We start from the raw sequence: 25,937 nt of genomic DNA, 5'->3' as shown, positions 1-25,937 counted from the left end.
CACACCTGTTCCCATGCCGAACACAGAAGTTAAGCTCTTTAGCGCCGATGGTAGTTGGACTGACGTCCTGTGAGAGTAGGACGTTGCCGGGCAATACATATCAACCCCTCTCCTTCTTTTGAAGGTGAGGGGTTTTGTTTATATATTAGAAATGAATATTTATTTTATCTATATTGACTTCATTTTGTATAATAAATATATAGAATAGAAAGTTTGAGAGGAGGAATGATTTGTGATGATTTTATCAAGAATATGTACTATCGATGAAGTTGATCAGGTGATAAAAGATTTTCTTCCATATATAAAAGAGGGAACATTGATTCAATTAACTGGTGACTTAGGCTCGGGTAAAACTTATTTTGTGCAAAGGCTTGCGAAATTTTTAAATATCAATGGCCCTATTAAATCCCCTACTTTTACAATTGTTAAATCTTATCCATTTAAACTGAACGACTTTCAAGGTGTATTGCATCACATGGATGCTTATCGTCTTGAAGATAGTGATGATTTTGCGTTATTCGAAGATGTTTTTAATAATGAAAATGGAATATCGATTGTTGAATGGCCTATATTTGTAAAAGATGAAATAGATCAATCTTCTCTTTCAACAATTCATGTTAAGATTAATTATACTGATGATATGGATGAGAGACAGTATATTATAGAATAGAGGTGTTATGAATGAGTCAATATCAATTGGTGCTTGATGCATCAACAAAGACATTGCTTGTTGGACTACATATTGATGATCAATTTACCGATGAAGAAGTTATTTCAGGGCGTATGCAACATGCAGAAAATATCATTCCAACGATTGAAAATCTTCTAAATAGGAACAGTATTACAACAAAAAATTTGGATGTAATGTATATATGTACTGGTCCTGGTTCTTATACTGGAATAAGGTTAGCTGTCATGACAGCTAAAATGTTTGCTTATACACTTTCTATTGAGTTACGCGAAATATCAACGCTTGGACTAATGGCAAGTTGTGTCCGTTCAAAAAATGGTTATGTCATTCCATTAATAGATGCTCGAAGAGAACATGTGTATAGTGGTTTATATCACTGGGGTGATGATCGTTTGGAATTAGTTCATGATGATCGATATTTACATATTAGTCAAGTTAAGACATGGGCATCAGAGTATGATGCTCATATCATTTGTATGCATAATGAATTAGAAAGTATAGATGCTGTAAAGAATGTTCAATTGACGAGTAAACATTTAAATTTTTTGGAATATCAAGTGATTGATAATGTATATTCACTCGGACCTAAGTATATAAGACAACCGGAGGCAGTGAGAAATTGGCAACAGAATCAATTGAAATAATTCCAATGCGAGCTGGTCATTTAGATAAAATTAATGTAATTGAGCAACAAGTTTTCACATCGGAAGCTTGGCCTATTAAAACTTACTTATATGAATTGAAAGAGAATCAATTTGCGCACTACTTTTCTCTGTTAAAAGATGGATTGGTTATAGGATATATTGGACTTTGGATTGTGATAGATGATGCCCAAATTACAACGTTTTGTATTGATAGAGCATATCAAGGAGAGGGGTATGGTGATAAATTATTATCACATTGTATTCATTATGCATCAATGCGTTGTATTCGAATAAGTTTAGAAGTGAGAGAAAGTAATCACAGTGCGATTCGATTGTATAGAAAACACGGATTTGTAGACGGTGGAGTTCGTAAAGCATATTATGGAGACGGTGAAAATGCATTAGTCATGTGGAGGTATTTATCATAATGAGTGAATCTATAATTATTGCCTTTGAATCAAGTTGTGACGAAACAAGTGTTTCAGTGGTAAAAAACGGAAATGAAATTTTATCAAATGTCGTTGCGAGCCAAGTTGAAAGTCATGCAAGATTTGGTGGCGTAGTACCAGAGGTTGCGAGTAGGCATCATGTTGATAACATGCTATATGTGATTGACGAAGCGATTCAACAGGCGAATATCTCGATAGAAGATATTGACGCTGTTGCAGTAACGAAAGGACCAGGTCTCATTGGAGCATTATTAATTGGTATTCAAGCAGCAAAAAGCTTTGCGTTTGTACATAACATTCCGTTAATTGGTGTGCATCATATTGCTGGTCATATTCATTCTGTTCAATTTGATTATAAAGTGGACTATCCTGCAATTGCATTGGTCATCTCAGGTGGCCATACTGAATTAGTTAGAATGGCGCGACAAGATCATTACGAAGTCATCGGAGATACTCAAGATGACGCCATCGGGGAAGCATTTGATAAAGTTGCTCGTGTATTAAAATTACCTTATCCTGGCGGTCCTCATATGGACCGTTTAGCGAAAGAAGGTCGTCATCGCTATGACTTACCAAGACCATTAATGAATGATGGAACATTGAACTTTAGTTTTAGTGGGTTGAAAAGTGCGGTGATTAATTTAGTTCATAATTGTGAACAACGAGGCGATAAAGTAATTGCTTCTGATTTAGCATATGATTATCATCAAGCAGTGATTGATATATTACAGAAGAAGATCAATCTTGCAATGGAACATTATCCAGAGACGAAATCATTAATTGTCGCTGGTGGTGTAGCTCAAAATAGTCACATAAGGCAAGCGTTAATGGAAAGTTCTGAAAGATATGATTTAAACATTTTATTTTCAAGACCAAGCTTATGTGGAGATAATGCTGCAATGATCGGCGCTGCAGCACATATTAAATTGATAAATAATCAGTTTGAATCATTGTCATTGAATGGTCAGTCACAATTGAATATAGAAGAGGAAACAGCAGAGTAACATATGATATGTTATTCTGTTTTTTTTAATGTCAAGAGAGAACATACAATCTTGTACACAGGATGTGGATAAGTTGTATATAATGTGAGTGATTTGTGGATTAATTGTGCAATATTTATAATTCACCTTGTGGATAATGTGGATAAAGTTGTGAATATGTGTATATGACAACTATTAGACTGTGTATAACATTGTGATTAATTATAGAGTATCCTTATTATTATATTAAATTCAAATTTACACAAAATTAACGTCAAATTAATAAACTATTGCTAAAATAAAATGCTGGATAAAATTCTAGCTTAGTATACATAAAGGAGCGCTTCATATGACGATCCATCTTAAAAATATAACGATGCAATTTAAAGATACTGTCGCAGTAAATCGATTGAATTTAACAATTCCTGAAGGTGAATTAGTAAGCTTATTAGGACCATCTGGATGTGGTAAAAGTACGACGTTATTCATGATTGCGGGATTACTGACACCGACTGAAGGTGAAATTTATTTCAGTGGTGAAAATGTTACAAAAAAATCACCCGAAAAACGAAATATCGGTATGGTGTTTCAAAATTATGCATTATACCCTCATATGTCTGTATTAAAAAATATTATGTTCCCACTCAAAATGCAAAAAGTACCATCAAATGAAGCGAAAAAGCGTGCGATTGAAGCGAGTAAACTTGTTGAAATCGATCATCTTCTTGATCGTAAACCGAGTGAATTGTCAGGAGGGCAACAACAACGCGTTGCCATTGCTCGTGCGATTGTACGTGAGCCAGATGTATTATTGCTCGATGAACCTTTATCAAATCTCGATGCTAAATTACGATTATCAATGAGAGAAGAGATTAGAGAAATACAACAACGGTTAAATATTACAACATTATTTGTGACTCATGATCAAGAAGAAGCGTTGAGTATTAGTGATCATGTTGTTTTAATGAATCAAGGTAAAATTGAACAATTTGCAACACCGACAGAGATTTATAGTGAACCAACGAGTCTCTTTGCAGCGGAATTTATTGGGTCACCACCAATGAATATTTTTAAAGATGTAAGCGAAGCGCAATTAAAAGCACTTTGTCCTAATGTACCGTTTTCGAATGAGATTGCGAGTATTGGTATACGTCCAGAAGATTTATTGATTAAAGACGATGGTCTGAAAGTTACCGTAAAGCTTGTTGAGACAGTTGGTAAAGATACACTTATCACGGTAGAACATGATCATTTTAAACGATTTAAATTGTTTGTTCATAAAGATGAATATATTGAACAAAATGGTGAATATTATGTGCAAGTGAATCCCGAAAATATGTTGATTTTCGACAAGGAAGGTCAATGTATTCATCATGGAGGCATCCATCATGAAATCGGTTAAAGCCTATCTATATTTGTTACCTGCACTATTAGTACTTTCTGTATTTATACTGTATCCAATGGTGAAATCATTTTTGATGGCTTTCTATACGGACTATGACTATTTTACAGATGAAGTGAATGCATATGGATTTGATAACTTTGTTTATTTATTCCATGACAGTGAATTTCATCAAGCACTTTGGAATACATTCATATTTGTACTCGGTGTTGTGCCAGCATCTATTGTGCTCAGTCTACTCATTGCGATGATGTTAAATAGCAAAATAAATTTCAGAGGGTTGTTTCGTACGATTTATTTCATTCCTTTTGTTACAAGTGTTGTTGCTGTTTCAATTGTTTGGCGATGGATTTTTCATTCAGATTATGGATTATTTAACTACTTTTTATCTTTTGTTGGGATAGATCCAATCCCTTGGCTAACGAGTGCAGAATGGAGTATGCCCGCACTCATTATTCTTTCAATTTGGAAAGGATTGGGATATAACATCATTATATTTTTAGCCGGGCTACAAAATATAAATGAAAACTACTATAAAGCGGCACAAATAGATGGTGCCAATCGTTGGCATCGATTTATTAATGTGACGTTACCAGGACTTGCACCTACGACATTTTTCGTTTCTATCATTTCTATTATCAATGGATTCAAAGTATTTGATGAAATTTATGCTCTATTTAATGGGAAAGCAGGGATCGCAAATAGTGCCTTGACAGTTGTTTACTATGTATTTAATAAGTTTTATGGTGAATGGGAGTTTGGTATTGCAAGTGCAGCAGCATATGTATTATTTATCATTATTTTTATCTTTACAATGATTCAACTATATATCGGAAAGAAGAAAATTACATACTAGGAGGTTTATAAGATGAATCAAGTTGTAAGTAAATCGGTGCTATATATTATGTTAACTTTAGGCGCACTGTTTATGCTGTTGCCATTTGTATGGATGTTGTCTACATCTTTAAAACCATCACATGAAGTGATGGTTATGCCACCAGTATGGATTCCATCGGAATGGAAGTTTGAAAACTTTGTTGTAGCATTCGAGAAAGCACCATTTGCTAGGTACTTATGGAATTCAATCGTTGTGACCGTCTTATCGACAATTGGAGAATTGATTACAACAATTCTTGCTGCCTACGCCTTTAGTAAATTAAAATTTTTCGGGAAAGATATTTTATTTTCTATTTTGATTGCAACAATGATGATTCCTGGTGAAGTATTACTCATTCCAAACTTTGTAACGTTAAGTAACTTAGGGTGGATTGATCGTTTTGAAGCGTTAATTGTACCGTGGACAGCGAGTATCTTTTCAATCTTTTTATTACGTCAATTTTTTATGTCTATACCTAATGATTTACATCATGCAGCGGCAATTGATGGATGTAATGACTTTAGATTTTTATGGCAAGTGATGGTTCCATTGGCAAAGCCCGCATTGATTACTATTTTATTATTGAAAGCAATTGGTTCATGGAATGCATTTTTGTGGCCATTAATTGTCACGAATTCAACTGAGATGAGAACATTACCTGTTGGTCTAACAGCGTTTACAACGGAAGCAGGTACAAATTATGAATTATTGATGGCTGCGAGTACAATGATTATTATTCCGATGATTATTTTATTTATTATTTTGCAAAAATACATCATACAAGGTGTTGCTAGAGCAGGTATTAAAGGTTAATAAGTTTATAACATTAAAGGTGGTGGTGACCTGATTTAATACAAGTTGTGAATGAATTTGTAGATTGATACATAGTTTTTGGCAAAATTATATAATTTTTAAAGGAGTGTACAAAAATGAAGAAATCATTATTATTACTTTTATTAAGTTTTGTACTTATTTTAGCTGCATGTAATCAACAATCAGGTTCTGAAGAAAGTTCGAAAAATGAAGAAAAGAGTGAATCAGCATCATCTGAATCAACAGAAGAAAGTAAAGATGAGACAGCAGGTGACTCAGGAGAAAAGGCAGAAGTTACATTTTGGCATGCAATGAACGATGATCACGAAAAATGGTTAAAAGAAAAAACAGATGAATTCAATAAAGACAACGAGAATATCGAAGTAAAACTTGTAAATCAAGGAAGCTATGATGATTTAAGTAAAAAATTACTTGCTGCTGGTAAAGCAAAAAAATTACCGACAATTTCTCAAGCTTATGGTGAATGGATTTTAAACTACAAAGATAATGATTTAGTTGAAGATTTAAAGCCGATGATTGATGGAGAGAATGGATTTGAAAATTACGAGGACATTAATAAAGTCTTCCGTGAAGATAATACATTTGGCGAAGAAGTATTAGGTCTGCCATTCAATAAATCTACACGTGTATTATTCGTCAACAATGACTTACTTAAAGAAGCAGGAGTAGAAGCGCCTAAAACTTGGGAAGAGTTAAAGACTGCAGCGGAGAAAATGACAACAGAAAAAGACGGTAAAAAAGTTGTCGGTATGGGATTTGAAAATGGATTAGCACACGAAATTAGCATGTGGATTAAACAAGCTGGTGGAGAATTTATTGATGAAGAAAAACAACAAGTTAAATTTAATTCTGAAGAAGGTTTAAAAGCTTTAGAATATATTGATGGCATGTTAAATGATGGTACAGCACGTATGGCTGGTGAAGATGAATATTTATCAGGACCATTTACGAACGGTGATGTTGGAATGTACATCGGAAGTAGTGCTGGTATTGCATATGTTCAAAAGGATGCGAAAGATATTGATTGGACAACTGTACCGTTACCTAAAGGTGAAGAAGAAGCGGCACCATTCCAAGGAACAAATATTACAATGTTCAAAACAGCAGAAGACGCTGCGAAACAAGGTGCTTTTGAATATATGAAATTTTTAATTAGTGAAGAGAACACGACAGATTGGGCGAAAACGACAGGATATTTACCAGTGCGCACAACAGCACTTGAAAGTGATGAATGGAAGAAGTTTGTTGAAGAAAACCCAGCGCATAAAGCAGGAGTTTCTCAATATGATAATGGGTTCATCGAAGAACGTGTTCCAGGTGCATTTGCTATGAAAGAAGCGATTGCTAAAGAGTTAGATAAAATGTTATTTGAAGATGCGGAGCCGAAAGAAACGTTAGAAAACATGGAGAAAGAAGCTCAAAAAGCAATCGATGAAGCTAAATAATTTGTAAAGGTAAAATCAATATGGAAACGACTTTGAAGTTTTATAGAGGAACAAATACTATTGGTGGTACAACGTTTAGTATCGAATATAAAGATGAACGATTTATTGCTGATTTCGGTACGACAATGACTAGCCCATTGTATGATGATTTATTTGATGTGAGAGTGGATCGTATAGAAGATATGATTACATTAGGTAAAGCACCAGATATACCTAATTTTTATGACAATAATCATCAGAAAACAGTAGTCGGAATTAGCCATATGCATCTTGATCATAATGGGTGTATAGAGCATATTCCAAGTGATATACCGATTTGGACAAGTAACGGTTCAAAAACACTATATCATCATTTGACGGTCATTGAAGATGGCCAACCCGGTGTAACGAGTGATCGACTTACCGAGTGTGAAGTAAATCAATCATATTGTATAGACCAATACATTCATATAACATTTATTCCTGTGAATCATGATGTATTAGGATCGTGTGCGATACGAATTGATACACCTGACACATCAATTATGTATTCGGGTGATATTAAATTTGAAGCGCGCGATAAAGATACATTACAGTGGGTGAAAGAGAGTTATAATGTTGATTATTTGATCATCGAGACGACATCATATAGTTTTGATGAAGAGAACAAGGCTGAACGAATCGATGTAGATTTTGATGAAATCCTTATGACACATCAAAATTTTATACTCAACTTATATCATCGTAATATCGATAATATTATTCAATGGATTGATAAAGCTCGACAGTTAAATTATGAATTGATCGTCGATGAGAAAATTGCGTATTTAATTGAGCAATACTATAAATATGATTTATCACATGTTTCATATTATGATTCGGTTAAACCAGCTCAAACGGTCAACATACAATCTATTCGTAAAATTACTTTCGATGAGGCATTAGGTAAACAGAACGTTATTATTCAACATGATTACCGTAATATGCTTTTATTGAATAAAAAATCATTGTCTCATTATAAATATTTACACAATAATGGCATGCCACTTGGAGACTTTGATCCTAGTTTTAAAGTGTTAAAAGAATGGTTATTGAAACTAGATATTGAGTTTATTAGCTTTCATCAAAGAGGACATGCATCCATTGAGGAATTAAATAGAGTGGTTGAACTGATTCAACCAGGAGTGTTAATCCCTCAACACGGATTTCATCCTGAACGGTTGCAATACAAACATCGTATATTGCCGATCCCATATGAAGAATATGTGTTATAAACTTAAAAGAATAAAGGTTGGAATAAATCGTTGATTTATTCCAACCGAAAAAAGAGAAATTCGAAATCAAGTTTCGAATTTCTCTTTTTGTATACAAATATAATGTATACAGATATCTTATTTGAAAAGGATTCTTTATTGTTTATGACATATTTCATGTAATCAGAGTAAATCAGAAAAACTCTGAATACGAGGAGGAAATGAGCGGAAAATAGGCTGATAATCAGAGTAAAACGTAAATACTCTGAATACGGGAAAGAACTGAGTCGAAAATAGGTTGGTAATCAGAGTAAATCAGAAATACTCTGATTACGGGAAGTGAATGGCCCGGTTAATGATAGTTTATTTTATTTATCAATCATCTCTTCAAGTTCTATCTCAATAGACTCCCATTGACCTAACTTGTCTTGAATAATATTTTGAATTTTTTCTTTATCATATTGAAGTTCGGTAAGCCTCTCAATATTAGATACATTGTGCTCATCTGTCATTTGATGATTAATCGTATCGATTTCTGCTTCGTATTGCTCGATTTCTAAAAGTAGTTTGTCTCGTTCTTTTTCAAGTTTTCGACGTTTGTTCTTAAGTTCTTTCTCCTGTTGATAGGATGAATTTGCAGGTGATGTAGTTTCATTAGTTGAGGAATCAACTTGTACAGAATCTATCGCAGATTGTTCAGCTTTTTTTTCTAAGTAATAAGAATAGTTACCTAAATACCACTCATATTGATTGTCGTATAAAGATAGTATTTTATTTGCGATTGCGTCGATGAAATAACGATCATGAGAAACAAATATAATTGTTCCAGGATAGTTTGATAGAGCAGATTCTAGCACTTCTTTACTATCCATATCTAAATGGTTCGTTGGCTCATCAAATATTAGAACATTATGATCTTGAAGCATGAGTTTAGCAAGTTGTAATCGTGCTTTCTCACCACCAGATAAATCTTTCACAATTTTCAATACGTCATCTTGTGTGAAAAGGAATCGTCCAAGCACTGTTCGAATATATGATTCATTATAGTCTGGATAAGTACTCCATAACTCTTCTAATATCGTGTTATTTGTGAAAATCTCAGCTTGTGCTTGATCATAGTACCCAACCTTTACGTTCGACCCATATATGACTTCACCGTCGATTGGAGGAATTTCTTTAGCAATTGTTTTGATTAGAGTTGATTTACCTACACCATTCGGCCCTATAATTCCGATTCGATCATCTTTGTATATCGATAGATTTATATTTTCTTTCAATGGTTTATCATACCCGACTGTCAATCCTTTTAATGTGAAGACATCTTTCCCACTTTGCTTATGAATATCGAAGCTTAAATTCATTTCAGTTGCTTCTATCATCGGATTATCTAAACGATCCATCTTTTCTAATTGTTTTCGCCTAGATTTGGCCATATTTGAAGTAGATGCTCTAGCAATATTTTTCTGAACAAAAGTTTCTAGCTTTTTGATTTCTTTTTGTTGTGTAATGTAGGCTTCTTTAGCATCTTCAAGACGCAATTGCTTCTCTTTTAAATACGTACTATAATTACCGTGATATTTATCAAGACGATTAAATGTCATATGATATGTTTTATTTACAATTTTATCTAAGAAATAACGATCATGACTTATAATTAATAAAGCCCCTTCATATCTGATGAGATATTGCTCTAACCAATCAACGGTATCCATATCAAGGTGGTTTGTAGGCTCGTCTAACATAAGAATATCAGGTGAAGTCAATAATAGTTTAGCTAAGGATAATCTTGTTTTTTGTCCACCACTGAAACTCGCTATTTTTTGATCAAGGTCAGATTTATTAAACCCGAGGCCGGTGATGATTGATTCGATTTTATGGTCTATTGAATATCCATCTAGTGATTCAAATTTTGATTGCACCGATTCGAATTGTTTCAAGTTTTCCTCTGTTGGATCAACGGATATCGTATACGTTAATTCATCTAATTGATCTTTAATTTCTAGAGTATCTTTAAAAACAGACTTCATAGATTGGCGGACTGTCTCATTTTCTGTATAATCAAAGGTCTGACTCAAATAGCCTATTTTACACTGTTTTTTTATGCTCAAATCTCCAGAATCATAAGACTCAATTTGCGCTAATATCTTCATTAATGTTGATTTGCCTGCACCATTTTTACCAATTAATGCAATTCGATCATTATGTTGTATTTCTATCGATATATCTTTGAATATCGGATCTGTTGCATAAGATTTAGTTAATTGATTACCGTGTAGTAATATCATCATTTCACTTCCATTCTTTATAATCATACAACAATAATGACGTGTTGAAAATGTCAAACTTAATTCATAAATTTTGATATATTACATATCAGACATATGTATATGTATGATATAATAAATTACACTGTGAATACAATCACATAGGAGGAGATAAAGATGGATCATAGAAGTATTCCTCAAGCAACGATTGAACGGCTACCAATATACTATCGTCTGGTTACTCATCTTAAAGAGTCAGGTCAAAATAGAGTTTCATCTAAAGTGATTAGTGAACAATTAGGAATTGATGCGGCCACAATTAGAAAGGATTTGTCATATTTCGGTACATTTGGTAAAAAAGGATATGGCTATGAAGTTGACAAGTTATTATATTTCTTTGAAAAGATGTTAACCCCGAGCGGTAAGCGAAAAGTGATATTAATTGGTGTTGGTAATTTAGGGAAGGCTCTTCTTCAATATAAATTTAAGCAGCTAGATGAATCAATGGAAATTATTGCAGCCTTTGATACAAATAATAGTATATTAAGAGAAAAACTGTCGGTTCCCCTATATGACGCTTCAGATATGACGTTATTTATAAAGGAACATCACGTCGATATCGCTATTTTAACAGTCCCTAAAGAGGATGCGCAAAATGTTGTAGACAACGTGACAAACGCTGGAATTAAAGGTATACTTAATTTTACACCGACTAGAATTACAACACGGGAAGGAATATACGTGCAAAATATAGACTTGAGTGTTGAATTGCAGTCATTGATATATCGAATGAATCATGAATTGTAATTATAAATATCAATATAAATATTATTTAAATAACTCGTGAGAGAATATTTTTAAACTAATTTTTTAAGGGAGTGTTATAACATGCTAACTTTAGGCATTGTAAGTCAAACAGGTCTGATAATTATTGCTGTGCTTGCTTTAATATTATTTGGGCCTAAAAAATTACCTGAATTTGGTAAAGCGATGGGAAGTACGTTGAAAGAGTTCAAAGATGCTACTAAAGGACTTGCAGATGATGACGATGAGGATAAAGATAATGCTAAAACTAAATCAAGTGAAGACAAATAATTTATAATTTTAATAATGTGACCTACTGGGTCGCATTTTTTGTGTGAAAGGAGTGAGGAGATGAAGCAATACGATATTGATGAACAAAGAGAATTGTCTGAACATATTCAAGAACTTAGGAATCGTGTAATATTAGTACTGGTTGTGTTTGTGATTGCATTGATGGTAAGTTTATTTTTTGCGAAACCAATTATTGAATACTTACAACATATTGAAATTGCAGAGCATTTTAATTTACATGCGTTTAAAGTGATTGATCCTCTACGTATTTATTTATCTGTATCGATTGTAATTGCATTCATTATCGTCTCACCACTGATCATGTATCAAACATGGGCATTTGTATCACCTGGACTCCACGAAAAAGAGCAAAAGGCAACACTGAGTTATATACCATTTGCGATACTATTATTGATTCTTGGTATTTTATTTGGTTTTTATGTTGTTGTTCCATTGGTCATTAGATTTACGACGTTATTAAGTGCTGATATGGGCATCGAGACAACAATTGGGATTAATGAATATTTTTCATTTCTTTTCCAAATGACCATTCCATTTGGACTTATTTTTCAATTTCCAATTGTATTATTGTTTTTGACAAGGCTTGGTATTGTGACGCCGATGATGCTTAGAAAATATCGTAAGTATGCATATTTCATTTTATTTGTCGTCGCATCATTTATTGCACCACCTGATATTATGACACATGTATTAGTCACGTTACCACTCATTGTGTTGTATGAGATTAGTATTTTGATTGCAAGAATTGGATATAAGAAAAGGTTAAAAGCAGAAGAACAAGCACTTCTAGATGAGCTTGATAAATAGATATAATAAGTTAGATGATTATGGAATAATCATTTATAATCATAATGACACTCGTTTTATTAATCAACATATTAAAAAACAACCGACTCCACTTCGTATAAGGATGATGGGTCGGTTGTTCTATATTATATTAATCTGTTTATTAGATTTTAATATTAATAGTATCGAAATTAATTATTTTTTGTAGAGTACTTTACACTTTAATTGAGGTATAAGTTGTATTAAAGTAGATTGATCTTCTTGAATCAATTGATAATGACTGACCTCCATAAACTGCTTGAATGACTGGAAGTCCTCTTTGTCGATGAATCGTATTTCAAAATATTTTAGACCACTATATTCCGTACTGATATCTAACATTTGATAATTATCTTGAGTTGACTGTAAATGTAATCCAACATGGTGATGATATTGTCCAGTATGAAGCCATATCAATTTACTTGATGAATCTCTAGTATCGAAGCCAAGGCCATCAACGAAAAAGTTAATATATCGTTCTTCATAAGGGATGTTTAGGTGGATAAATCCTATTTCAGTATTGTCATCTATTTTTGACAAAGGTACATGACTTAAAGAAGTCAGCATTTGATAATCAAATGGTTTACCGTTTATTTCAGTCGATTTTGGTGTATCAAAATCTGAATAGAAAATTAATCTATTCCCTTCAGGATCGATGACGTTAAACCCTATGAAATCTCCGTAATCTAGTGCATCTTCTATTGGATAACGTTTAGCAACCAAAAAGTTAAACAACTGACTTAATTGTTCAATTGAAGATAGTTTAATCCCTATGCTTTCTAATATATTACTTTCAGGTGCATCTTCATCAATTTCATGAAGAATAATTAAAGGTTTTTCCGCCACTGCAACGATAGTTGCTTGTTTATCTTTTTTATAAGCAGTAAACCCTAACCAATGCGTGTAAAAGTATATACTATTATCTAGATTTCGACAATTTATGTGGACGGTTCCGACGTGAGTATCATTGAACATAATTCCAACTCCGTATATATGAAAGATATTTTACTTTACTATAATATTACGATATATGTATTTTATTAAATGTTTGTAACAATAAACTATATGTATAGATATTACAACTTTTGTTTATTATAATAAGAAATATAAACTAAGTATATATTGATTATTGTACTTAATCAAATTAATGTGTAACTTTTTATAATTTTTATTCTGTTATAAATTTTATTTTGTTAATATTAACTATTTTAAATAACAATATATTATTTATACTTAAAGATTTATATAAATAGTTAATAAATATGAATTGTCTTATTATAAAATTTTAATCTAGTCACTGTATACTAAAGAAATAAGAGATAAAGGAATTGAGCATATGAATAAATATTATAAAATTTTAACTGTATCTTTTCTTTCTTCAGCTGTATTTATTCATCCAATCCATAATGAAGATTTGTATGCTAGTACCGAAGAAGTACAAACAGGTCATGTCGATTCTGTTGAAACGACAGAGGTCACAACAGAATTAAGTAACAGCATTGATAATGAGGAGACTGTATCCAGTAGTGAAGAAAAAGAAACATCTACTGTTGAATCAACCAATACTACTGAAACAGTAACGCAAGAAGAAACAATGACCGTTGAACCAGTTGATGAAGATACAACAAATGAAGCAATCACTGATGAAGTTTTAAGTGAACCTTCTACTGACGAAATGAATACAACATCAGATTCATCAGAAATAAAGTCTGAAGATTTGGTCCCAGAAATGAATCAAACAAGTGATGAAGTATTAACCCCACCTATAAATGAAAATGAGAATACATCGTCAAATGATGATTATAATAGCAATGAAAAACCTTCAGCCGATATAGATACAAATCCACCTTCTAATAATGGGTCAAATCAAGAGCCCACTGAAGAACCAACAACAAATGAACCAACGAATGAACCGACAAACGAACCAACAAATGAACCGACAAACGAACCAACGAATGAGCCGACAAACGAACCGACGAATGAACCGACAAACGAACCAACGAATGAGCCGACAAACGAACCAACGAATGAACCGACAAACGAACCAACGAATGAACCGACAAACGAACCAACAAATGAACCAACAAATGAACCGACAAACGAACCAACGAATGAACCAACGACGAATGAGCCGACAACGAGCGAACCTTCAACAGATGAGCCAGTAACGGATAATCCAACGACTGATGAGGATCCATCAGATGATGGTGTTTCAAAAACTGAAGATCCATTAAATAATATTAAATCATTGAATGAACAAACTAAGAAATTATCAGACTTGATTAAGTCATTGAATGAAAGTTTCAATCCTATGGAAATTGAGAAGTTATATTCTAGTATAGATAATGAAGTCGTTACAAGTGTTACTGAAAGTTTAACGTTGGGGGACATAGAGAATATTTCACTAGATGAAGATACGAAAGAAGAAGCAGTTGAATCTACAGAAGAGTTCAAAGAGTTAGTAAAACAATATAAAGAGAGTTCTGATGAGGAGAAAAAAATCATCAAACAACAAATGCAAGATGTACAACTTGAGGAAGCACCTTCTGATGAATTGCCAAGAACAGGTGAATCTCAGACATCATTGAATGTATTGATTGGATTATTAATTTCGATGATTGGTGCGTTTGTGTTAATTTTTTCAAAGAGACGTACTTAAAATTATTATGAATCGATGAAAGAATTTTATAGTTATTGAATTTAATCACTTTAAAATATTAATATATCGTGCTTTCTAGATATCTGTGTAATGCAGATATCTTTTTATTTTTATAATTGTATTTATAATTCTAAAGTCTTTAGTGCTTTAACTTTATAAAGTATTGAGTTTTATACTATAATTATAAGACATATAACAAAAGTACTCTTAATTATGATTAATTATTGTAAGGTTTGGAGAGGTGAGAGGAAATGTCGAGTAAAATAGAGAAGTTAGAAAATAAGCTTGGTGAGTTATCACGAGAAATCAATGAAAAGAAAATACCTGTGATGATTTTATTTGAAGGACCTGTTGCATCTGGTAAGTCACGTTTATCTAATGAATTATATATGAAGTTAGATGCTAAGTATACTGAATTTATTGCGACTAAAATGCCCTCCGAAGATGATTTAAGGTATCCATTTTTATATTCATATTGGAAGACGTTACCAAAGCGTGGAAGTTTTAATTTATATTTTAGAAGCTGGTATGCCCAGTTTATTCAATATAAAGAAAACCGTCTAAAGAAATCTGTTTATGAAGATTATGATGTGTTAATCGAGCAAATTAAACATTTTGAAGAGATGTTGATTGAAGATGATTATGAAATTATTAAGTTTTATTTAAACATTGATGATGATAAACGAAAAGAACATATCGAAAAAACAAAGAAGAACCCTCTGACAAAATGGAAAGCAGAAGAATATGAGCAAGCGATTGATGAGAGTGTATATAAAGAAACTATGGATAAACTCATGAAGAAAACAGATAGTAAACTTAGCCCTTGGCATAAAATTGATTATACAGAACGTGAAGAAACCGTTGAAGAAATGTATGAAATCATTATTGAAGCATTGGAAGATGCGTTAAAACGAAAATCTAAAAAAGATGAAAAACGTGAAGTCGATGGTGACTTCACAAAAGATTATAAAGCAGAAATTTTAACGAATAATAAAGAGAAAATTGATAAAGAAGATTACAATGAAATATTACCTAAGCTCCAACATCGCATGCGTGAATTGCAATACGCGCTGTATGAAAGAAAGATTCCGCTTGTATTAGTCTATGAAGGCATTGATGCAGCAGGTAAGGGTGGAAATATTAAACGGATACGCAAAGAATTGGATCCGACAGGATACAAAATCAATGCAATTAGTGCACCGACTGATGTTGAGTTAGACCATCACTACTTATGGAGATTTGCTACAGATATGCCACGAAGCGGTCATATAGAATTCTTTGATCGTAGTTGGTATGGACGGGTTTTAGTTGAGCGTGTTGAAGGATTCGCTTCAGTTAATGAATGGAAACGCGCTTATGACGAAATTAATCAATATGAAAAAATGTTATCAGATGATGGTGCGATTATTATGAAATTTTTTATTACAATTGATAAAGATGAACAACAAGAACGTTTTGAAGATCGACAGGAAGACGAGCATAAGCAATGGAAGATAACTGAAGAGGATTGGCGTAATCGAGAGAATTGGGATTTATATATTGAAGCAAGTGAAGATATGATCAATAAAACCTCTACAGATTATGCACCATGGCATGTTGTCCCAGGAAATCAAAAGAAATATGCAAGAATTTATGCACTGAAAGAAATTATTAAAGCATGTGAAAAACGTTTATTTGGTGTGGAAAGATATTAAAGAAGAAATACAAAGACACTACTTTATAATGTAAGTATTTATAATAAAGGAAGTGTCATTATGTATAAAAATATAATATATAACATCTTAATTGACCACTGTTCACAGATATTCTATTCAAAAAAATTGTGAAATCGAACCTAATTATACCTAAAAACTTCAACTCTTTTTCTGTATTCAGAGTAAATCGAAAATACTCTGAATACGAGAGAGAAATGGGTCAAAAATAGGTTGGTATTCAGAGTAAATCGAAAATACTCTGAATACGAGAGAGAAATGGGTCAAAAATAGGTTGGTATTCAGAGTAAATCGAAAATACTCTGAATACGAGAGAGAAATGGTCGAAAAATAGGCTGGTATTCAGAGTAAATCAAAAATACCCTGAATACAGAAAGGAAATGAATCAAAATCCCAAACGGAAGAGTGATATGGTTCATGAGTTAAAAGCCGAAAGTATAAGAAAATTAGTTACTGCAAGTAGTTAAATCTTTAATAAAATAAAAGAAATAGCGATAAAATTTGATCCTCATCAAATTTTATCGCTATTTTTATTGTGCGGTTTACTTACGTCCCAGACTCTATTGTAATTAAAGTAATGATGCACACCTTTTTTAATCAAATTAGGATTTATTAAATAAAGAAATAGAATATTAGATTTGATAATTCTTGGAATTGTTCTAAATCTTTAATCGTATCTTTAAATGTAAATTGTAAAATCACTACAATAGTATTCATTAAAGCATGTGCAATAATAGGTACAATAATTCGGCCTGTCATGACATAGATTAATGAGAATACAAATGACATACCTAAATAAATGATAATGTGTGTGAAGTCCATATGTGCGATTGCAAAAATAAATCCACTAATTAAAAAGGCAATGGTAAATGCAACGTATTTATTAATTTTTAACGCATTGAAAATTTCACCAAATAATACTTTACGAAATACGAGTTCTTCAAGAATTGGCCCTAAAATTGCAACAATTAATATAAAGAAAGGATATTGAAAAGCGATTTCCATAATTTCCATCGTATTCTCGGATTGCATTGGATTTTTGAGTACTTGTGTATTAATGATTGAAGTAATGATTTGTGTAATATAAGCAAAGACAACTCCAAATACTAACCACCCAAGTGACACGAGCCAAGGTTGTCTATACTTCAGTTCGAAGTCAAAGGGTGCTTTAATCTTTATGAATAAAATACCTATAATGATTAAAGCAATAACAAATCCGATAATATTTGCAATCAATGATATTCTTGTTACGGCTTCTTCATCAACTTGACCTTGATTCATAATCATATATACTAACGCAACTGGCAGTACAATAAGTTGTGCCATAATATATAAGACGATGATACTAATGTGTTTGATCCAACGTGCTTTCTGATTCATTTAATAATGCTCCTATTCTAATTAATTCATTCAATGGACCTATTATATCATGGATTAAATTTTTAAAAAAACAAGAACAAAATAGTTGCAATTTTGACCAACTTTGATTAATATAATAAATGTATTAGCAATCAAATGTATAGAGTGCTAATACATTTGATAATATTTATAATAAAAAAATACTAAATAAGGGAGGATTTACAATGTTAAAACCTATAGGTCATAAAATTGTCGTAGAACGTACAGAAGAAGAAACTAAAACAAAAAGCGGAATAATTCTGACTGAATCAGCGACTGAGAAACCAGCAGAAGGAACGGTTGTTGCAATTGGTAATGGACGTTTGTTAGACAATGGAGAGCGAGCTCCAATCGAAGTAAATGTTGGAGAGCGTGTTGTGTTTGGTAAATTTTCTGGGACTGAAGTAAAACAAAATGATAAAGAATATTTAATTTTAGATGCTGATGAAGTATTAGCGGTTATTGAATAACTACAAGGAGGAATCTTATTATGGCTAAAGATCTTAAATTTTCAGAAGATGCTCGTCAATCAATGTTAAAAGGTGTTGATAAGCTTGCAAATGCAGTGAAAGTGACATTAGGACCTAAAGGACGAAATGTCGTATTAGATAAACCATATACAGCTCCACTCATTACAAATGATGGTGTCACGATTGCTAAAGAAATCGAATTAGAAGATAAGTTTGAAAATATGGGGGCAAAACTTGTCGCTGAAGTAGCTAATAAGACAAATGAAATTGCAGGTGATGGAACAACAACTGCAACTGTTCTAGCACAAGCTATGATTCAAGAAGGATTAAAAAACGTAACAAGTGGTGCAAATCCAGTTGGAATTCGTTCTGGAATTGGTAAGAGCGTCGAGAAAGCTGTAGCACAATTAAAAGAAATATCAGAAGAAGTAAAAGATAAAGAAGCGATTGCGCAAGTTGGTGCAATTTCAGCTGCTGATGAAGAAGTAGGTCGCTATATCGCCGATGCAATGGAGAAAGTTGGTAATGATGGTGTTATTACCATTGAAGAGTCACGTGGGCTTGAAACAGAATTAGAAGTTGTAGAAGGTATGCAATTTGATAGAGGATATGCATCACCTTACATGGTAACTGATAATGAAAAGATGGAAGCAGAACTTGAAAATCCATATATCCTGATTACGGATAAAAAAATCTCAAGCTTCCAAGATATCTTACCGTTATTAGAATCAATCGTTCAACAAAGTCGCCCAATTTTAATTATCGCTGACGATGTAGAAGGTGATGCGATGACGAATATCGTGTTGAATAAAATTCGTGGAACATTTACTGCTGTTGCTGTTAAAGCGCCTGGATTTGGTGACCGTCGTAAAGAGATGTTAGCAGATATCGCAACGTTAACAGGTGGTCAAGTGATTACAGATGATTTAGGTATCGATATAAAGAATGCAACACAAGATATGTTAGGAACAGCACAGAAAGTTAATGTGACGAAAGACAGTACAACAATTGTGGAAGGTGCTGGAAGTACTGAAGAGATTGAGAATCGTATTAGTGTCATTAAAGCACAAATTGAAGAAACAGATTCATCATTTGATCGTGAAAAGTTACAAGAGCGCCTTGCTAAGTTAGCAGGAGGAGTTGCAGTCATTAAAGTTGGTGCTGCAACAGAAACTGAAATGAAAGAACGTAAACTCCGTATTGAAGACGCATTGAACTCTACAAGAGCAGCTGTTGAAGAAGGCATTGTTGCAGGTGGAGGAACAGCATTAATCAATGTATATAAAGAAGTTGAATCATTACAATTAGAAGGTGATGAAGCGACAGGTCAACACATTGTGCTGAAAGCTTTAGAAGCACCAATTCGTCAAATAGTTGAGAATGCTGGACTTGAAGGAAGCGTAATTGTAGAACGCTTGAAGTCAGAAGATGTTGGTGTTGGATATAATGCAGCAACAGGTGAATGGGTCAATATGATTAAATCAGGTATTGTTGATCCAACGAAAGTAACACGTTCTGCATTACAAAATGCAGGAAGTATTGCATCAATGTTCTTAACAACAGAAGCGGTTGTAGCAGATATTCCTGAAGAAAATAGTCAAGATGCTGGCGCAGGAATGGGCGGCATGGGCATGCCTGGAATGATGTAATTATTTATCTTCATTTATAGAATTAAAACAGCGCGTAAAATTGTTTACGCGCTGTTTTATTTCATGAAATTCTTTTCTTCTTTTTCTTTCTTAACACTTCTGGAATATAGACGCAATATGGTTCGCTTTCCATGTAATCACCCGTCATTGCGTAAGCTCTTGATCTAGATCCTCCGCATACATTTCTAAACTCACATACTCCACATTTACCTTTATATTTATCTGGATTTCTTAAGTCTTTTAGAATTGGTGAGTTACGATATATTTCAGATAGTTTCTCTTCTTTTACACTGCCGACTTTGACAGGCAACAATCCACTTGGATAGACATCACCAGTATGTGAGACGAAGATAAATCCATTCCCGTCATTCACACCTTTAGGCGCTCTGCCTAAACCATCAATTGTTCCAGTTGTACCATTCATTAATGCTTGTTGGTATTGGATTGGAACTTCATCATGACCTTCTTTTTTATGTTCACGTTGTTTAGACTGAATGACAACTCGACGAAAATGTTGTGCAGCGGTTGTTTTAATATCGAAGTCTACTTCTTTCGACAATTGATACAACCATCTGAAGACTCTTTCATGCTCTGCGGGACTAATCATATCTTTCGTTTGACCACGTCCAGTTGGTACTAAGAAGAAGACACTCCACAATACACAATTCAGCTCTTTCACGAGTGCAGCCATTTCATCGAGTGTGTCTAAATTGTAGTTAGATACAACCGTGTTAATTTGTAATGGCATCTCAAGTTCATTTAAGTAGTTAATAGCATTCATTGTCAGGTCAAATGATCCACTCGTTCCTCTGAAATGATCGTGAATTTCAGCAGTAGGACCGTCTAAGCTGAATGCCCAACGTGATAAGCCGATATCTTTAGCAGTTTGCATTGCTTCTTTTGTCACATTAGGTGTTGCTGATGGCGTCATTGAAACACGTACACCTTTGTCTATGGCATATTTGGCTATATCAAAGACATCAGGTCTCATCAAAGGATCGCCACCCGTAAAGACTAACATCGCATTACCCATTGTTTTAATATCATCAATTAAAGCTTTACCTTGCTCGAATGATAGTTCTCTCGGATCTCTTCTAAATTGAGCTTCTGCACGACAGTGTAAACATTTTAATTCACAAGCACGTGTTAACTCCCATATTACAATAAATGGATTTTCATCGTAGTTCATATTGAATTGCATCGTCATCATCCTTTATTTAATCATATATTTATTTTACAACTTTATTGGTAGTATGAAATAATTTATTGAATAATGTCATTGTATCGTGTTATTTGATATTCAGTTGTGATAAATATCACGATTATAAAATAAGGTTCATAATAAATATATTATAAAAAGCATAAAAGTATATTGATATGTATGGTTTTGTCTTTTTTAAAATAATTATTCTGATGTGACGATTTATTAAAGCTTTAGTAATACACTTGAAAACGCTATATATAGTGTTAAATTTAAATTGTAAACACTATATAAAGGAATGGGGTATATTCTATGCATCATCAATTAGAAGATAAATTGCAACAACTTGTCCAAAGGGAAGAATCGATAGTTAATGAAAATGCGAATAAAGACGCTAATGTGTTTAATACATTACGTGATTTAACAGCAGGAACGGTTGCAAAGCATATTGGATTAGAGATGTTACCTGAGCATGTTAGAAAAGCTCATTTGAATGGTGATATTCATTTCCATGATCTAGATTATCATCCGTATATGCCGATGACAAATTGTTGTTTAATTGATATCGAAGGCATGCTAAAGCATGGATTTCAAATAGGAAATGCAGTAGTAGAGCCTCCTAAATCGATTCAAACGGCAGCAGCACAAATTTCACAAATTATTGCTAATGTCGCAAGTAGTCAATATGGTGGTTGCTCGGTCGATCGAATCGATGAGGTATTAAGTACATATGCACAATTAAATGAAGAGAAACATAGAATCGTTGCAAATCAATTTATTGCTGAAGCACGACGAGATGAATATATAAAACAAAACGTAGAGAAAGATATTAATGACGCAATCCAATCTCTCGAATATGAAGTGAATACTCTGTATACATCGAATGGACAAACACCGTTCGTCACATTTGGCTTTGGATTAGGGACTGATCAATATAGTGTATTAATCCAACGCGCGATATTAAATACTCGTATTAAAGGACTTGGGAGAGATGGAACAACTGCAATTTTTCCAAAACTTGTTTTTAGTTTAAAAGAAGGTGTTAATTTAAAACCTAATGATCCAAACTATAATGTGAAGCAATTGGCTTTACAATGCAGTATCAAACGGATGTATCCTGATGTATTGAACTATAAGGCATTGTCTGAAATGATCGGTGACTTCAAAGTGCCAATGGGGTGCCGGAGCTTCTTAAATGCGTATGAGGAACATGGCGAATATATCAATAATGGGCGATTTAATATGGGTGTAGTGACACTCAATTTACCGAGAATTGCGATTGAATCAAAAGGTGATCTTGATGTATTTATGAATATATTGGATGCAAAATTAGATATCATTAAAGATGCATGTCTTTACCGAATAGAGCGATTAAAAGAGGTTGAGATCAAGAATGCACCCATCTTATATGAACATGGTGCTTTCGGTAAAAAATTTAAAGATAATAAAGAGGTTGAGGCATTATTTTACAATAAGCGCTCAACTATTAGCATAGGTTATATTGGACTATATGAAGTTGGAACGTTGTTGTATCATCCCCAATGGGAGGCAGATGACGAAGCAATTGATCACGTTGAAAACATCTTAAAACATATACATCAATATGCGTTGAACCTATCTAATGAATACAATGTACAATTTAGCGTGTATGGTACACCGAGCGAATCTTTAACAGATCGTTTTGCAAAACTTGACATGGAACGATTTGGGTATATAGAACATGTGACGGATAAAGAATATTACACAAACTCCTTTCACTACGATGTTAGAAAGAAAGTATCACCTTTTGAAAAATTGGACTTCGAAAAAAGGTTTGCTAAATATTCTACAGGTGGATTTATTCATTATGCGGAATATCCAACCTTAAAACATAATCCAAAAGCGCTAGAGACAGTGTGGGATTATGCTTACGACAAAATAGGATATTTAGGGACAAATACACCGATAGATCATTGCTATGAATGTGAATTTGAAGGTGACTTTACACCGACTGAGAAAGGTTTTAAATGTCCCAACTGCAATAATACGAATCCTGACACGACAGATGTCGTCAAAAGAACATGTGGTTATCTAGGTAATCCATTAAAGCGTCCTATGGTAAATGGGCGACATAAAGAAATATCAAATCGTGTGAAGCATATGGAGAATAAGTGATGTCTAAGTATGATGGACAAGGGTATATCGCCAGAGTGATGCCTGAAGTATATACGGATGGGGAAGGGATTAGAGTGAGCGTATATGTATCAGGATGTACTTTTCATTGCAAAGATTGCTTTAATGCAAGCATTTGGGGTTTTAATAAAGGACGTCAGTTCGATGAATTAGTACTTGATGAGATAATTAATTATTTAAGGAAACCTTATATTCAAGGGGTATCAATCTTAGGAGGGGAGCCATTACAAAACTTAATTATTGTAAATCCCCTTATAAAAAGAGTAAGAAAAGAATTTGGTCAGGAAAAAGATATTTGGATGTGGTCTGGTTATATGAGAGAGTATATCGAACGAGATCCTGATTTAAAGGATGTATTAGATCAAATTGACGTATTAGTAGATGGACCATTTGTTAATTATTTAAAAGATTTGTCTTTGAAATTTAGAGGGTCGCATAATCAGAGAATACATTATTTATCAAACCAACAATAAATAGGCAAAACAAAAAAGGCACTGACTAAGTCAGTGCCTTTTTTAAGGTTTCATTTAAATTATATTATAATTTAACGATGTTAGCTGCTTGAGGTCCACGTTGGCCTTCTTCGATTTCGAATTCAACAGCTTGTCCTTCTTCTAAAGTTTTGTAACCTTCACCTTGAATTGCTGAGAAGTGAGCGAATACATCGTCTCCACCTTCAACTTCGATGAATCCAAAACCTTTGTCTGCGTTAAACCATTTTACTGTACCTTGTTGTGTCATAATATAATGACCTCCATATAAATTATTATAAAACCTTGCCTTACTAAATACTAAAAAAATTCACATATTACAAAAAGTACCGAACAATTACACGAACACGATTACTTTTTGTAATATGTGAATTAGTTGTTCTTTGTAGTTATTGATCTTATAAACCAATTGTACACTGATAGATGACCTTTGTCTAGTAAAAACAACAAATATTTTAAAATAATACAAGCGATGCAAGCCAAAAGGCTGTCGCATCACTTGTTTATGAGAGAAAATTATTTTTTATTTACAGATGCATCGTAGATAGAATCGATTGTATCTTGTAAGTTTTTGTTAAATTCTTCATCAGATTGAGATTTACGTAAATCATTGATTAATGCACGTGAGAAGCTTGCAATGACACCTTCGTTTTGAGCAAGTTTTTCATTAGCATCTTCTCTAGAGTATCCACCAGATAAAGCAACTACACGAACTACACGTGGGTGATCTACTAATTCTTTGTATGCATTAGGTTTAGTAGGGATCGTTAATTTTAACATTACTGGTTGTTCTTCTGATAATTGATCTAATTCTTTTAAGATTTCATTTTTAAGTACTTCTTCAATTTGTTCTTTATCTTTTGCGTCGATATTTACTTCTGGCTCGATAATTGGAACTAAGCCTTTAGCAATGATTTGTTTACCGACTTCAAATTGTTGCTTAACAACTTCTTTAATACCTTCTTCATTTAATTCCATAATGTTAGAACGCATTTTAGTACCAAAGATGTTACGCTCAACAGCGCGGTCTAATAATGCATCTAATTCAGGCATAGGATTCATCAGTTGAACACCATTTTCAAGATCAGCTAACCCTTTGTCTACTTTTAAGTACGGTACAACACCAATATCTGATAAATAATCAGCAGTGTATTTACCGTCGATTTTTGAATCCATAGTACGTTCGAAAAGAATAGCACCAACGACTTTATCTGAAGTGAATGCTGGTGATGTAATAATACGTGAACGCATTTCGTGAACTAAATCGAACATTTCTTGTTCATTTGAGTATTCACTTTCGTCTACACCATAAGATTTCAATGCTTTAGGTGTTGAACCACCTGATTGGTCTAATGCAGCGATAAATCCTTTACCATTTTTTGCGATTTCTAAGTGTTCTTTATGCATGAACAACTCTCCTTTG

Annotated in this window: 24 protein-coding genes and 1 rRNA gene; 19 read left to right on the top strand and 6 right to left on the bottom strand. The window is 33.2% G+C overall.

Features of this window, described 5'->3' with window-relative positions:
* The 10 genes from rrf to EDD62_RS07690 all read left to right on the top strand — a co-directional run.
* Nucleotides 1-92 (top strand): 5S ribosomal RNA (rrf, locus tag EDD62_RS07735); the annotation flags it as partial.
* Nucleotides 93-235: 143 nt separating this feature from the next.
* On the top strand, nucleotides 236-670 hold the full coding sequence (tsaE, locus tag EDD62_RS07730) for a tRNA (adenosine(37)-N6)-threonylcarbamoyltransferase complex ATPase subunit type 1 TsaE (protein WP_249037360.1): 435 nt from the start codon (nucleotides 236-238) through the stop codon (nucleotides 668-670).
* An 11-nt stretch (nucleotides 671-681) separates the two neighbouring features.
* A complete protein-coding gene (gene tsaB, locus EDD62_RS07725; RefSeq protein WP_123808351.1) occupies nucleotides 682-1,335 on the top strand; it encodes a tRNA (adenosine(37)-N6)-threonylcarbamoyltransferase complex dimerization subunit type 1 TsaB in 654 nt (217 codons plus the stop codon).
* The gene (gene rimI / locus EDD62_RS07720; RefSeq protein ID WP_123808348.1) at nucleotides 1,311-1,763 is read left to right on the top strand and encodes a ribosomal protein S18-alanine N-acetyltransferase; all 453 of its coding nucleotides are present in this window, start codon (nucleotides 1,311-1,313) and stop codon (nucleotides 1,761-1,763) included. The genes tsaB and rimI overlap by 25 nt, the downstream gene beginning before the upstream one ends.
* Nucleotides 1,760-2,788, top strand: a complete 1,029-nt coding sequence (gene tsaD / locus EDD62_RS07715; RefSeq protein ID WP_211329122.1) for a tRNA (adenosine(37)-N6)-threonylcarbamoyltransferase complex transferase subunit TsaD — start codon at nucleotides 1,760-1,762, stop codon at nucleotides 2,786-2,788. The genes rimI and tsaD overlap by 4 nt, the downstream gene beginning before the upstream one ends.
* 328 nt (nucleotides 2,789-3,116) lie before the next feature.
* Nucleotides 3,117-4,169 (top strand): ABC transporter ATP-binding protein, encoded by a 1,053-nt coding sequence (locus tag EDD62_RS07710; RefSeq protein ID WP_123808342.1) that lies wholly within the window; start codon nucleotides 3,117-3,119, stop codon nucleotides 4,167-4,169.
* Complete coding sequence (locus tag EDD62_RS07705; protein ID WP_225971373.1) at nucleotides 4,156-5,025, top strand: carbohydrate ABC transporter permease; 870 nt, start codon at nucleotides 4,156-4,158, stop codon at nucleotides 5,023-5,025. The genes EDD62_RS07710 and EDD62_RS07705 overlap by 14 nt, the downstream gene beginning before the upstream one ends.
* Before the next feature lie 12 nt (nucleotides 5,026-5,037).
* Entirely contained in the window at nucleotides 5,038-5,859 is an 822-nt protein-coding gene (locus EDD62_RS07700) for a carbohydrate ABC transporter permease (protein WP_123808339.1), read from the top strand.
* 116 nt (nucleotides 5,860-5,975) lie between these two features.
* Nucleotides 5,976-7,325: an ABC transporter substrate-binding protein gene (locus tag EDD62_RS07695; RefSeq protein WP_123808336.1), complete on the top strand. Its 1,350-nt coding sequence runs from the start codon at nucleotides 5,976-5,978 to the stop codon at nucleotides 7,323-7,325.
* A 20-nt stretch (nucleotides 7,326-7,345) separates the two neighbouring features.
* Nucleotides 7,346-8,578 carry an MBL fold metallo-hydrolase gene (locus EDD62_RS07690; protein WP_123808333.1) on the top strand — a complete coding sequence of 411 codons (1,233 nt, stop codon included), beginning with the start codon at nucleotides 7,346-7,348 and terminating at the stop codon, nucleotides 8,576-8,578.
* A 347-nt stretch (nucleotides 8,579-8,925) separates the two neighbouring features.
* On the opposite strand, the gene EDD62_RS07685 is transcribed toward EDD62_RS07690, so the two are convergent.
* The gene (locus EDD62_RS07685; protein WP_170152808.1) at nucleotides 8,926-10,842 is read right to left on the bottom strand and encodes an ABC-F family ATP-binding cassette domain-containing protein; all 1,917 of its coding nucleotides are present in this window, start codon (nucleotides 10,840-10,842) and stop codon (nucleotides 8,926-8,928) included.
* 156 nt (nucleotides 10,843-10,998) lie between these two features.
* Here EDD62_RS07685 and EDD62_RS07680 point away from each other — a divergent pair, with 156 nt between their 5' ends.
* The 3 genes from EDD62_RS07680 to tatC all read left to right on the top strand — a co-directional run bounded on the left by EDD62_RS07680 (nucleotide 10,999) and on the right by tatC (nucleotide 12,744).
* On the top strand, nucleotides 10,999-11,628 hold the full coding sequence (locus EDD62_RS07680) for a redox-sensing transcriptional repressor Rex (RefSeq protein ID WP_123808328.1): 630 nt from the start codon (nucleotides 10,999-11,001) through the stop codon (nucleotides 11,626-11,628).
* A gap of 81 nt (nucleotides 11,629-11,709) precedes the next feature.
* Nucleotides 11,710-11,916 carry a twin-arginine translocase TatA/TatE family subunit gene (gene tatA, locus EDD62_RS07675; protein WP_123808325.1) on the top strand — a complete coding sequence of 69 codons (207 nt, stop codon included), beginning with the start codon at nucleotides 11,710-11,712 and terminating at the stop codon, nucleotides 11,914-11,916.
* A gap of 60 nt (nucleotides 11,917-11,976) precedes the next feature.
* Nucleotides 11,977-12,744, top strand: a complete 768-nt coding sequence (tatC, locus tag EDD62_RS07670; RefSeq protein ID WP_123808323.1) for a twin-arginine translocase subunit TatC — start codon at nucleotides 11,977-11,979, stop codon at nucleotides 12,742-12,744.
* Nucleotides 12,745-12,918: 174 nt separating this feature from the next.
* Here tatC and EDD62_RS07665 read toward each other — a convergent pair whose 3' ends face one another.
* The gene (locus EDD62_RS07665) at nucleotides 12,919-13,737 is read right to left on the bottom strand and encodes a VOC family protein (protein WP_123808320.1); all 819 of its coding nucleotides are present in this window, start codon (nucleotides 13,735-13,737) and stop codon (nucleotides 12,919-12,921) included.
* Between the two features lie 361 nt (nucleotides 13,738-14,098).
* Here EDD62_RS07665 and EDD62_RS07660 point away from each other — a divergent pair, with 361 nt between their 5' ends.
* Together EDD62_RS07660 and EDD62_RS07655 are read left to right on the top strand one after the other, a co-directional pair.
* Nucleotides 14,099-15,421, top strand: a complete 1,323-nt coding sequence (locus tag EDD62_RS07660) for an LPXTG cell wall anchor domain-containing protein (protein WP_123808318.1) — start codon at nucleotides 14,099-14,101, stop codon at nucleotides 15,419-15,421.
* A 251-nt stretch (nucleotides 15,422-15,672) separates the two neighbouring features.
* Nucleotides 15,673-17,115, top strand: a complete 1,443-nt coding sequence (locus EDD62_RS07655) for a phosphate--AMP phosphotransferase (RefSeq protein ID WP_123808316.1) — start codon at nucleotides 15,673-15,675, stop codon at nucleotides 17,113-17,115.
* Nucleotides 17,116-17,745: 630 nt separating this feature from the next.
* On the opposite strand, the gene EDD62_RS07650 is transcribed toward EDD62_RS07655, so the two are convergent.
* Complete coding sequence (locus EDD62_RS07650; RefSeq protein WP_123808314.1) at nucleotides 17,746-18,513, bottom strand: CPBP family intramembrane glutamic endopeptidase; 768 nt, start codon at nucleotides 18,511-18,513, stop codon at nucleotides 17,746-17,748.
* A gap of 203 nt (nucleotides 18,514-18,716) precedes the next feature.
* Here EDD62_RS07650 and groES point away from each other — a divergent pair, with 203 nt between their 5' ends.
* Nucleotides 18,717-19,001 carry a co-chaperone GroES gene (gene groES, locus EDD62_RS07645; protein WP_123808311.1) on the top strand — a complete coding sequence of 95 codons (285 nt, stop codon included), beginning with the start codon at nucleotides 18,717-18,719 and terminating at the stop codon, nucleotides 18,999-19,001.
* A gap of 20 nt (nucleotides 19,002-19,021) precedes the next feature.
* Entirely contained in the window at nucleotides 19,022-20,650 is a 1,629-nt protein-coding gene (gene groL / locus EDD62_RS07640) for a chaperonin GroEL (protein WP_123808308.1), read from the top strand.
* A 61-nt stretch (nucleotides 20,651-20,711) separates the two neighbouring features.
* On the opposite strand, the gene EDD62_RS07635 is transcribed toward groL, so the two are convergent.
* The gene (locus EDD62_RS07635; RefSeq protein ID WP_123808305.1) at nucleotides 20,712-21,851 is read right to left on the bottom strand and encodes a TIGR04053 family radical SAM/SPASM domain-containing protein; all 1,140 of its coding nucleotides are present in this window, start codon (nucleotides 21,849-21,851) and stop codon (nucleotides 20,712-20,714) included.
* Nucleotides 21,852-22,163: 312 nt separating this feature from the next.
* Between EDD62_RS07635 and nrdD the strand changes: the two genes are divergently transcribed.
* Nucleotides 22,164-24,005 carry an anaerobic ribonucleoside-triphosphate reductase gene (nrdD, locus tag EDD62_RS07630; protein ID WP_123808302.1) on the top strand — a complete coding sequence of 614 codons (1,842 nt, stop codon included), beginning with the start codon at nucleotides 22,164-22,166 and terminating at the stop codon, nucleotides 24,003-24,005.
* Nucleotides 24,005-24,496, top strand: a complete 492-nt coding sequence (nrdG, locus tag EDD62_RS07625; RefSeq protein ID WP_123808299.1) for an anaerobic ribonucleoside-triphosphate reductase activating protein — start codon at nucleotides 24,005-24,007, stop codon at nucleotides 24,494-24,496. Before nrdD ends, nrdG begins: the two co-directional genes overlap by 1 nt.
* Before the next feature lie 64 nt (nucleotides 24,497-24,560).
* On the opposite strand, the gene EDD62_RS07620 is transcribed toward nrdG, so the two are convergent.
* Together EDD62_RS07620 and EDD62_RS07615 are read right to left on the bottom strand one after the other, a co-directional pair.
* Nucleotides 24,561-24,764 carry a cold-shock protein gene (locus EDD62_RS07620; protein ID WP_077139844.1) on the bottom strand — a complete coding sequence of 68 codons (204 nt, stop codon included), beginning with the start codon at nucleotides 24,762-24,764 and terminating at the stop codon, nucleotides 24,561-24,563.
* A gap of 266 nt (nucleotides 24,765-25,030) precedes the next feature.
* On the bottom strand, nucleotides 25,031-25,921 hold the full coding sequence (locus EDD62_RS07615) for a fructose bisphosphate aldolase (RefSeq protein WP_123808296.1): 891 nt from the start codon (nucleotides 25,919-25,921) through the stop codon (nucleotides 25,031-25,033).
* Nucleotides 25,922-25,937 lie beyond the last annotated feature (16 nt).

This window comes from Abyssicoccus albus (assembly GCF_003815035.1).
Lineage (GTDB): Bacteria > Bacillota > Bacilli > Staphylococcales > Abyssicoccaceae > Abyssicoccus > Abyssicoccus albus.
This window is presented reverse-complemented; position numbering and strand designations above follow the sequence as displayed.

Bases quoted from the DNA above. Each gene is read 5' to 3' on its own strand.
- tsaE (WP_249037360.1), top strand. From the start codon at position 236: ATGATTTTATCAAGAATATGTACTATCGATGAAGTTGATCAGGTGATA.
- tsaB (WP_123808351.1), top strand. From the start codon at position 682: ATGAGTCAATATCAATTGGTGCTTGATGCATCAACAAAGACATTGCTT.
- EDD62_RS07710 (WP_123808342.1), top strand. From the start codon at position 3,117: ATGACGATCCATCTTAAAAATATAACGATGCAATTTAAAGATACTGTC.
- EDD62_RS07705 (WP_225971373.1), top strand. From the start codon at position 4,156: ATGAAATCGGTTAAAGCCTATCTATATTTGTTACCTGCACTATTAGTA.
- EDD62_RS07700 (WP_123808339.1), top strand. From the start codon at position 5,038: ATGAATCAAGTTGTAAGTAAATCGGTGCTATATATTATGTTAACTTTA.
- EDD62_RS07695 (WP_123808336.1), top strand. From the start codon at position 5,976: ATGAAGAAATCATTATTATTACTTTTATTAAGTTTTGTACTTATTTTA.
- EDD62_RS07690 (WP_123808333.1), top strand. From the start codon at position 7,346: ATGGAAACGACTTTGAAGTTTTATAGAGGAACAAATACTATTGGTGGT.
- EDD62_RS07685 (WP_170152808.1), bottom strand. From the start codon at position 10,842: ATGATATTACTACACGGTAATCAATTAACTAAATCTTATGCAACAGAT.
- EDD62_RS07680 (WP_123808328.1), top strand. From the start codon at position 10,999: ATGGATCATAGAAGTATTCCTCAAGCAACGATTGAACGGCTACCAATA.
- tatA (WP_123808325.1), top strand. From the start codon at position 11,710: ATGCTAACTTTAGGCATTGTAAGTCAAACAGGTCTGATAATTATTGCT.
- tatC (WP_123808323.1), top strand. From the start codon at position 11,977: ATGAAGCAATACGATATTGATGAACAAAGAGAATTGTCTGAACATATT.
- EDD62_RS07665 (WP_123808320.1), bottom strand. From the start codon at position 13,737: ATGTTCAATGATACTCACGTCGGAACCGTCCACATAAATTGTCGAAAT.
- EDD62_RS07660 (WP_123808318.1), top strand. From the start codon at position 14,099: ATGAATAAATATTATAAAATTTTAACTGTATCTTTTCTTTCTTCAGCT.
- EDD62_RS07655 (WP_123808316.1), top strand. From the start codon at position 15,673: ATGTCGAGTAAAATAGAGAAGTTAGAAAATAAGCTTGGTGAGTTATCA.
- EDD62_RS07650 (WP_123808314.1), bottom strand. From the start codon at position 18,513: ATGAATCAGAAAGCACGTTGGATCAAACACATTAGTATCATCGTCTTA.
- groES (WP_123808311.1), top strand. From the start codon at position 18,717: ATGTTAAAACCTATAGGTCATAAAATTGTCGTAGAACGTACAGAAGAA.
- groL (WP_123808308.1), top strand. From the start codon at position 19,022: ATGGCTAAAGATCTTAAATTTTCAGAAGATGCTCGTCAATCAATGTTA.
- EDD62_RS07635 (WP_123808305.1), bottom strand. From the start codon at position 21,851: ATGCAATTCAATATGAACTACGATGAAAATCCATTTATTGTAATATGG.
- nrdD (WP_123808302.1), top strand. From the start codon at position 22,164: ATGCATCATCAATTAGAAGATAAATTGCAACAACTTGTCCAAAGGGAA.
- nrdG (WP_123808299.1), top strand. From the start codon at position 24,005: ATGTCTAAGTATGATGGACAAGGGTATATCGCCAGAGTGATGCCTGAA.
- EDD62_RS07620 (WP_077139844.1), bottom strand. From the start codon at position 24,764: ATGACACAACAAGGTACAGTAAAATGGTTTAACGCAGACAAAGGTTTT.
- EDD62_RS07615 (WP_123808296.1), bottom strand. From the start codon at position 25,921: ATGCATAAAGAACACTTAGAAATCGCAAAAAATGGTAAAGGATTTATC.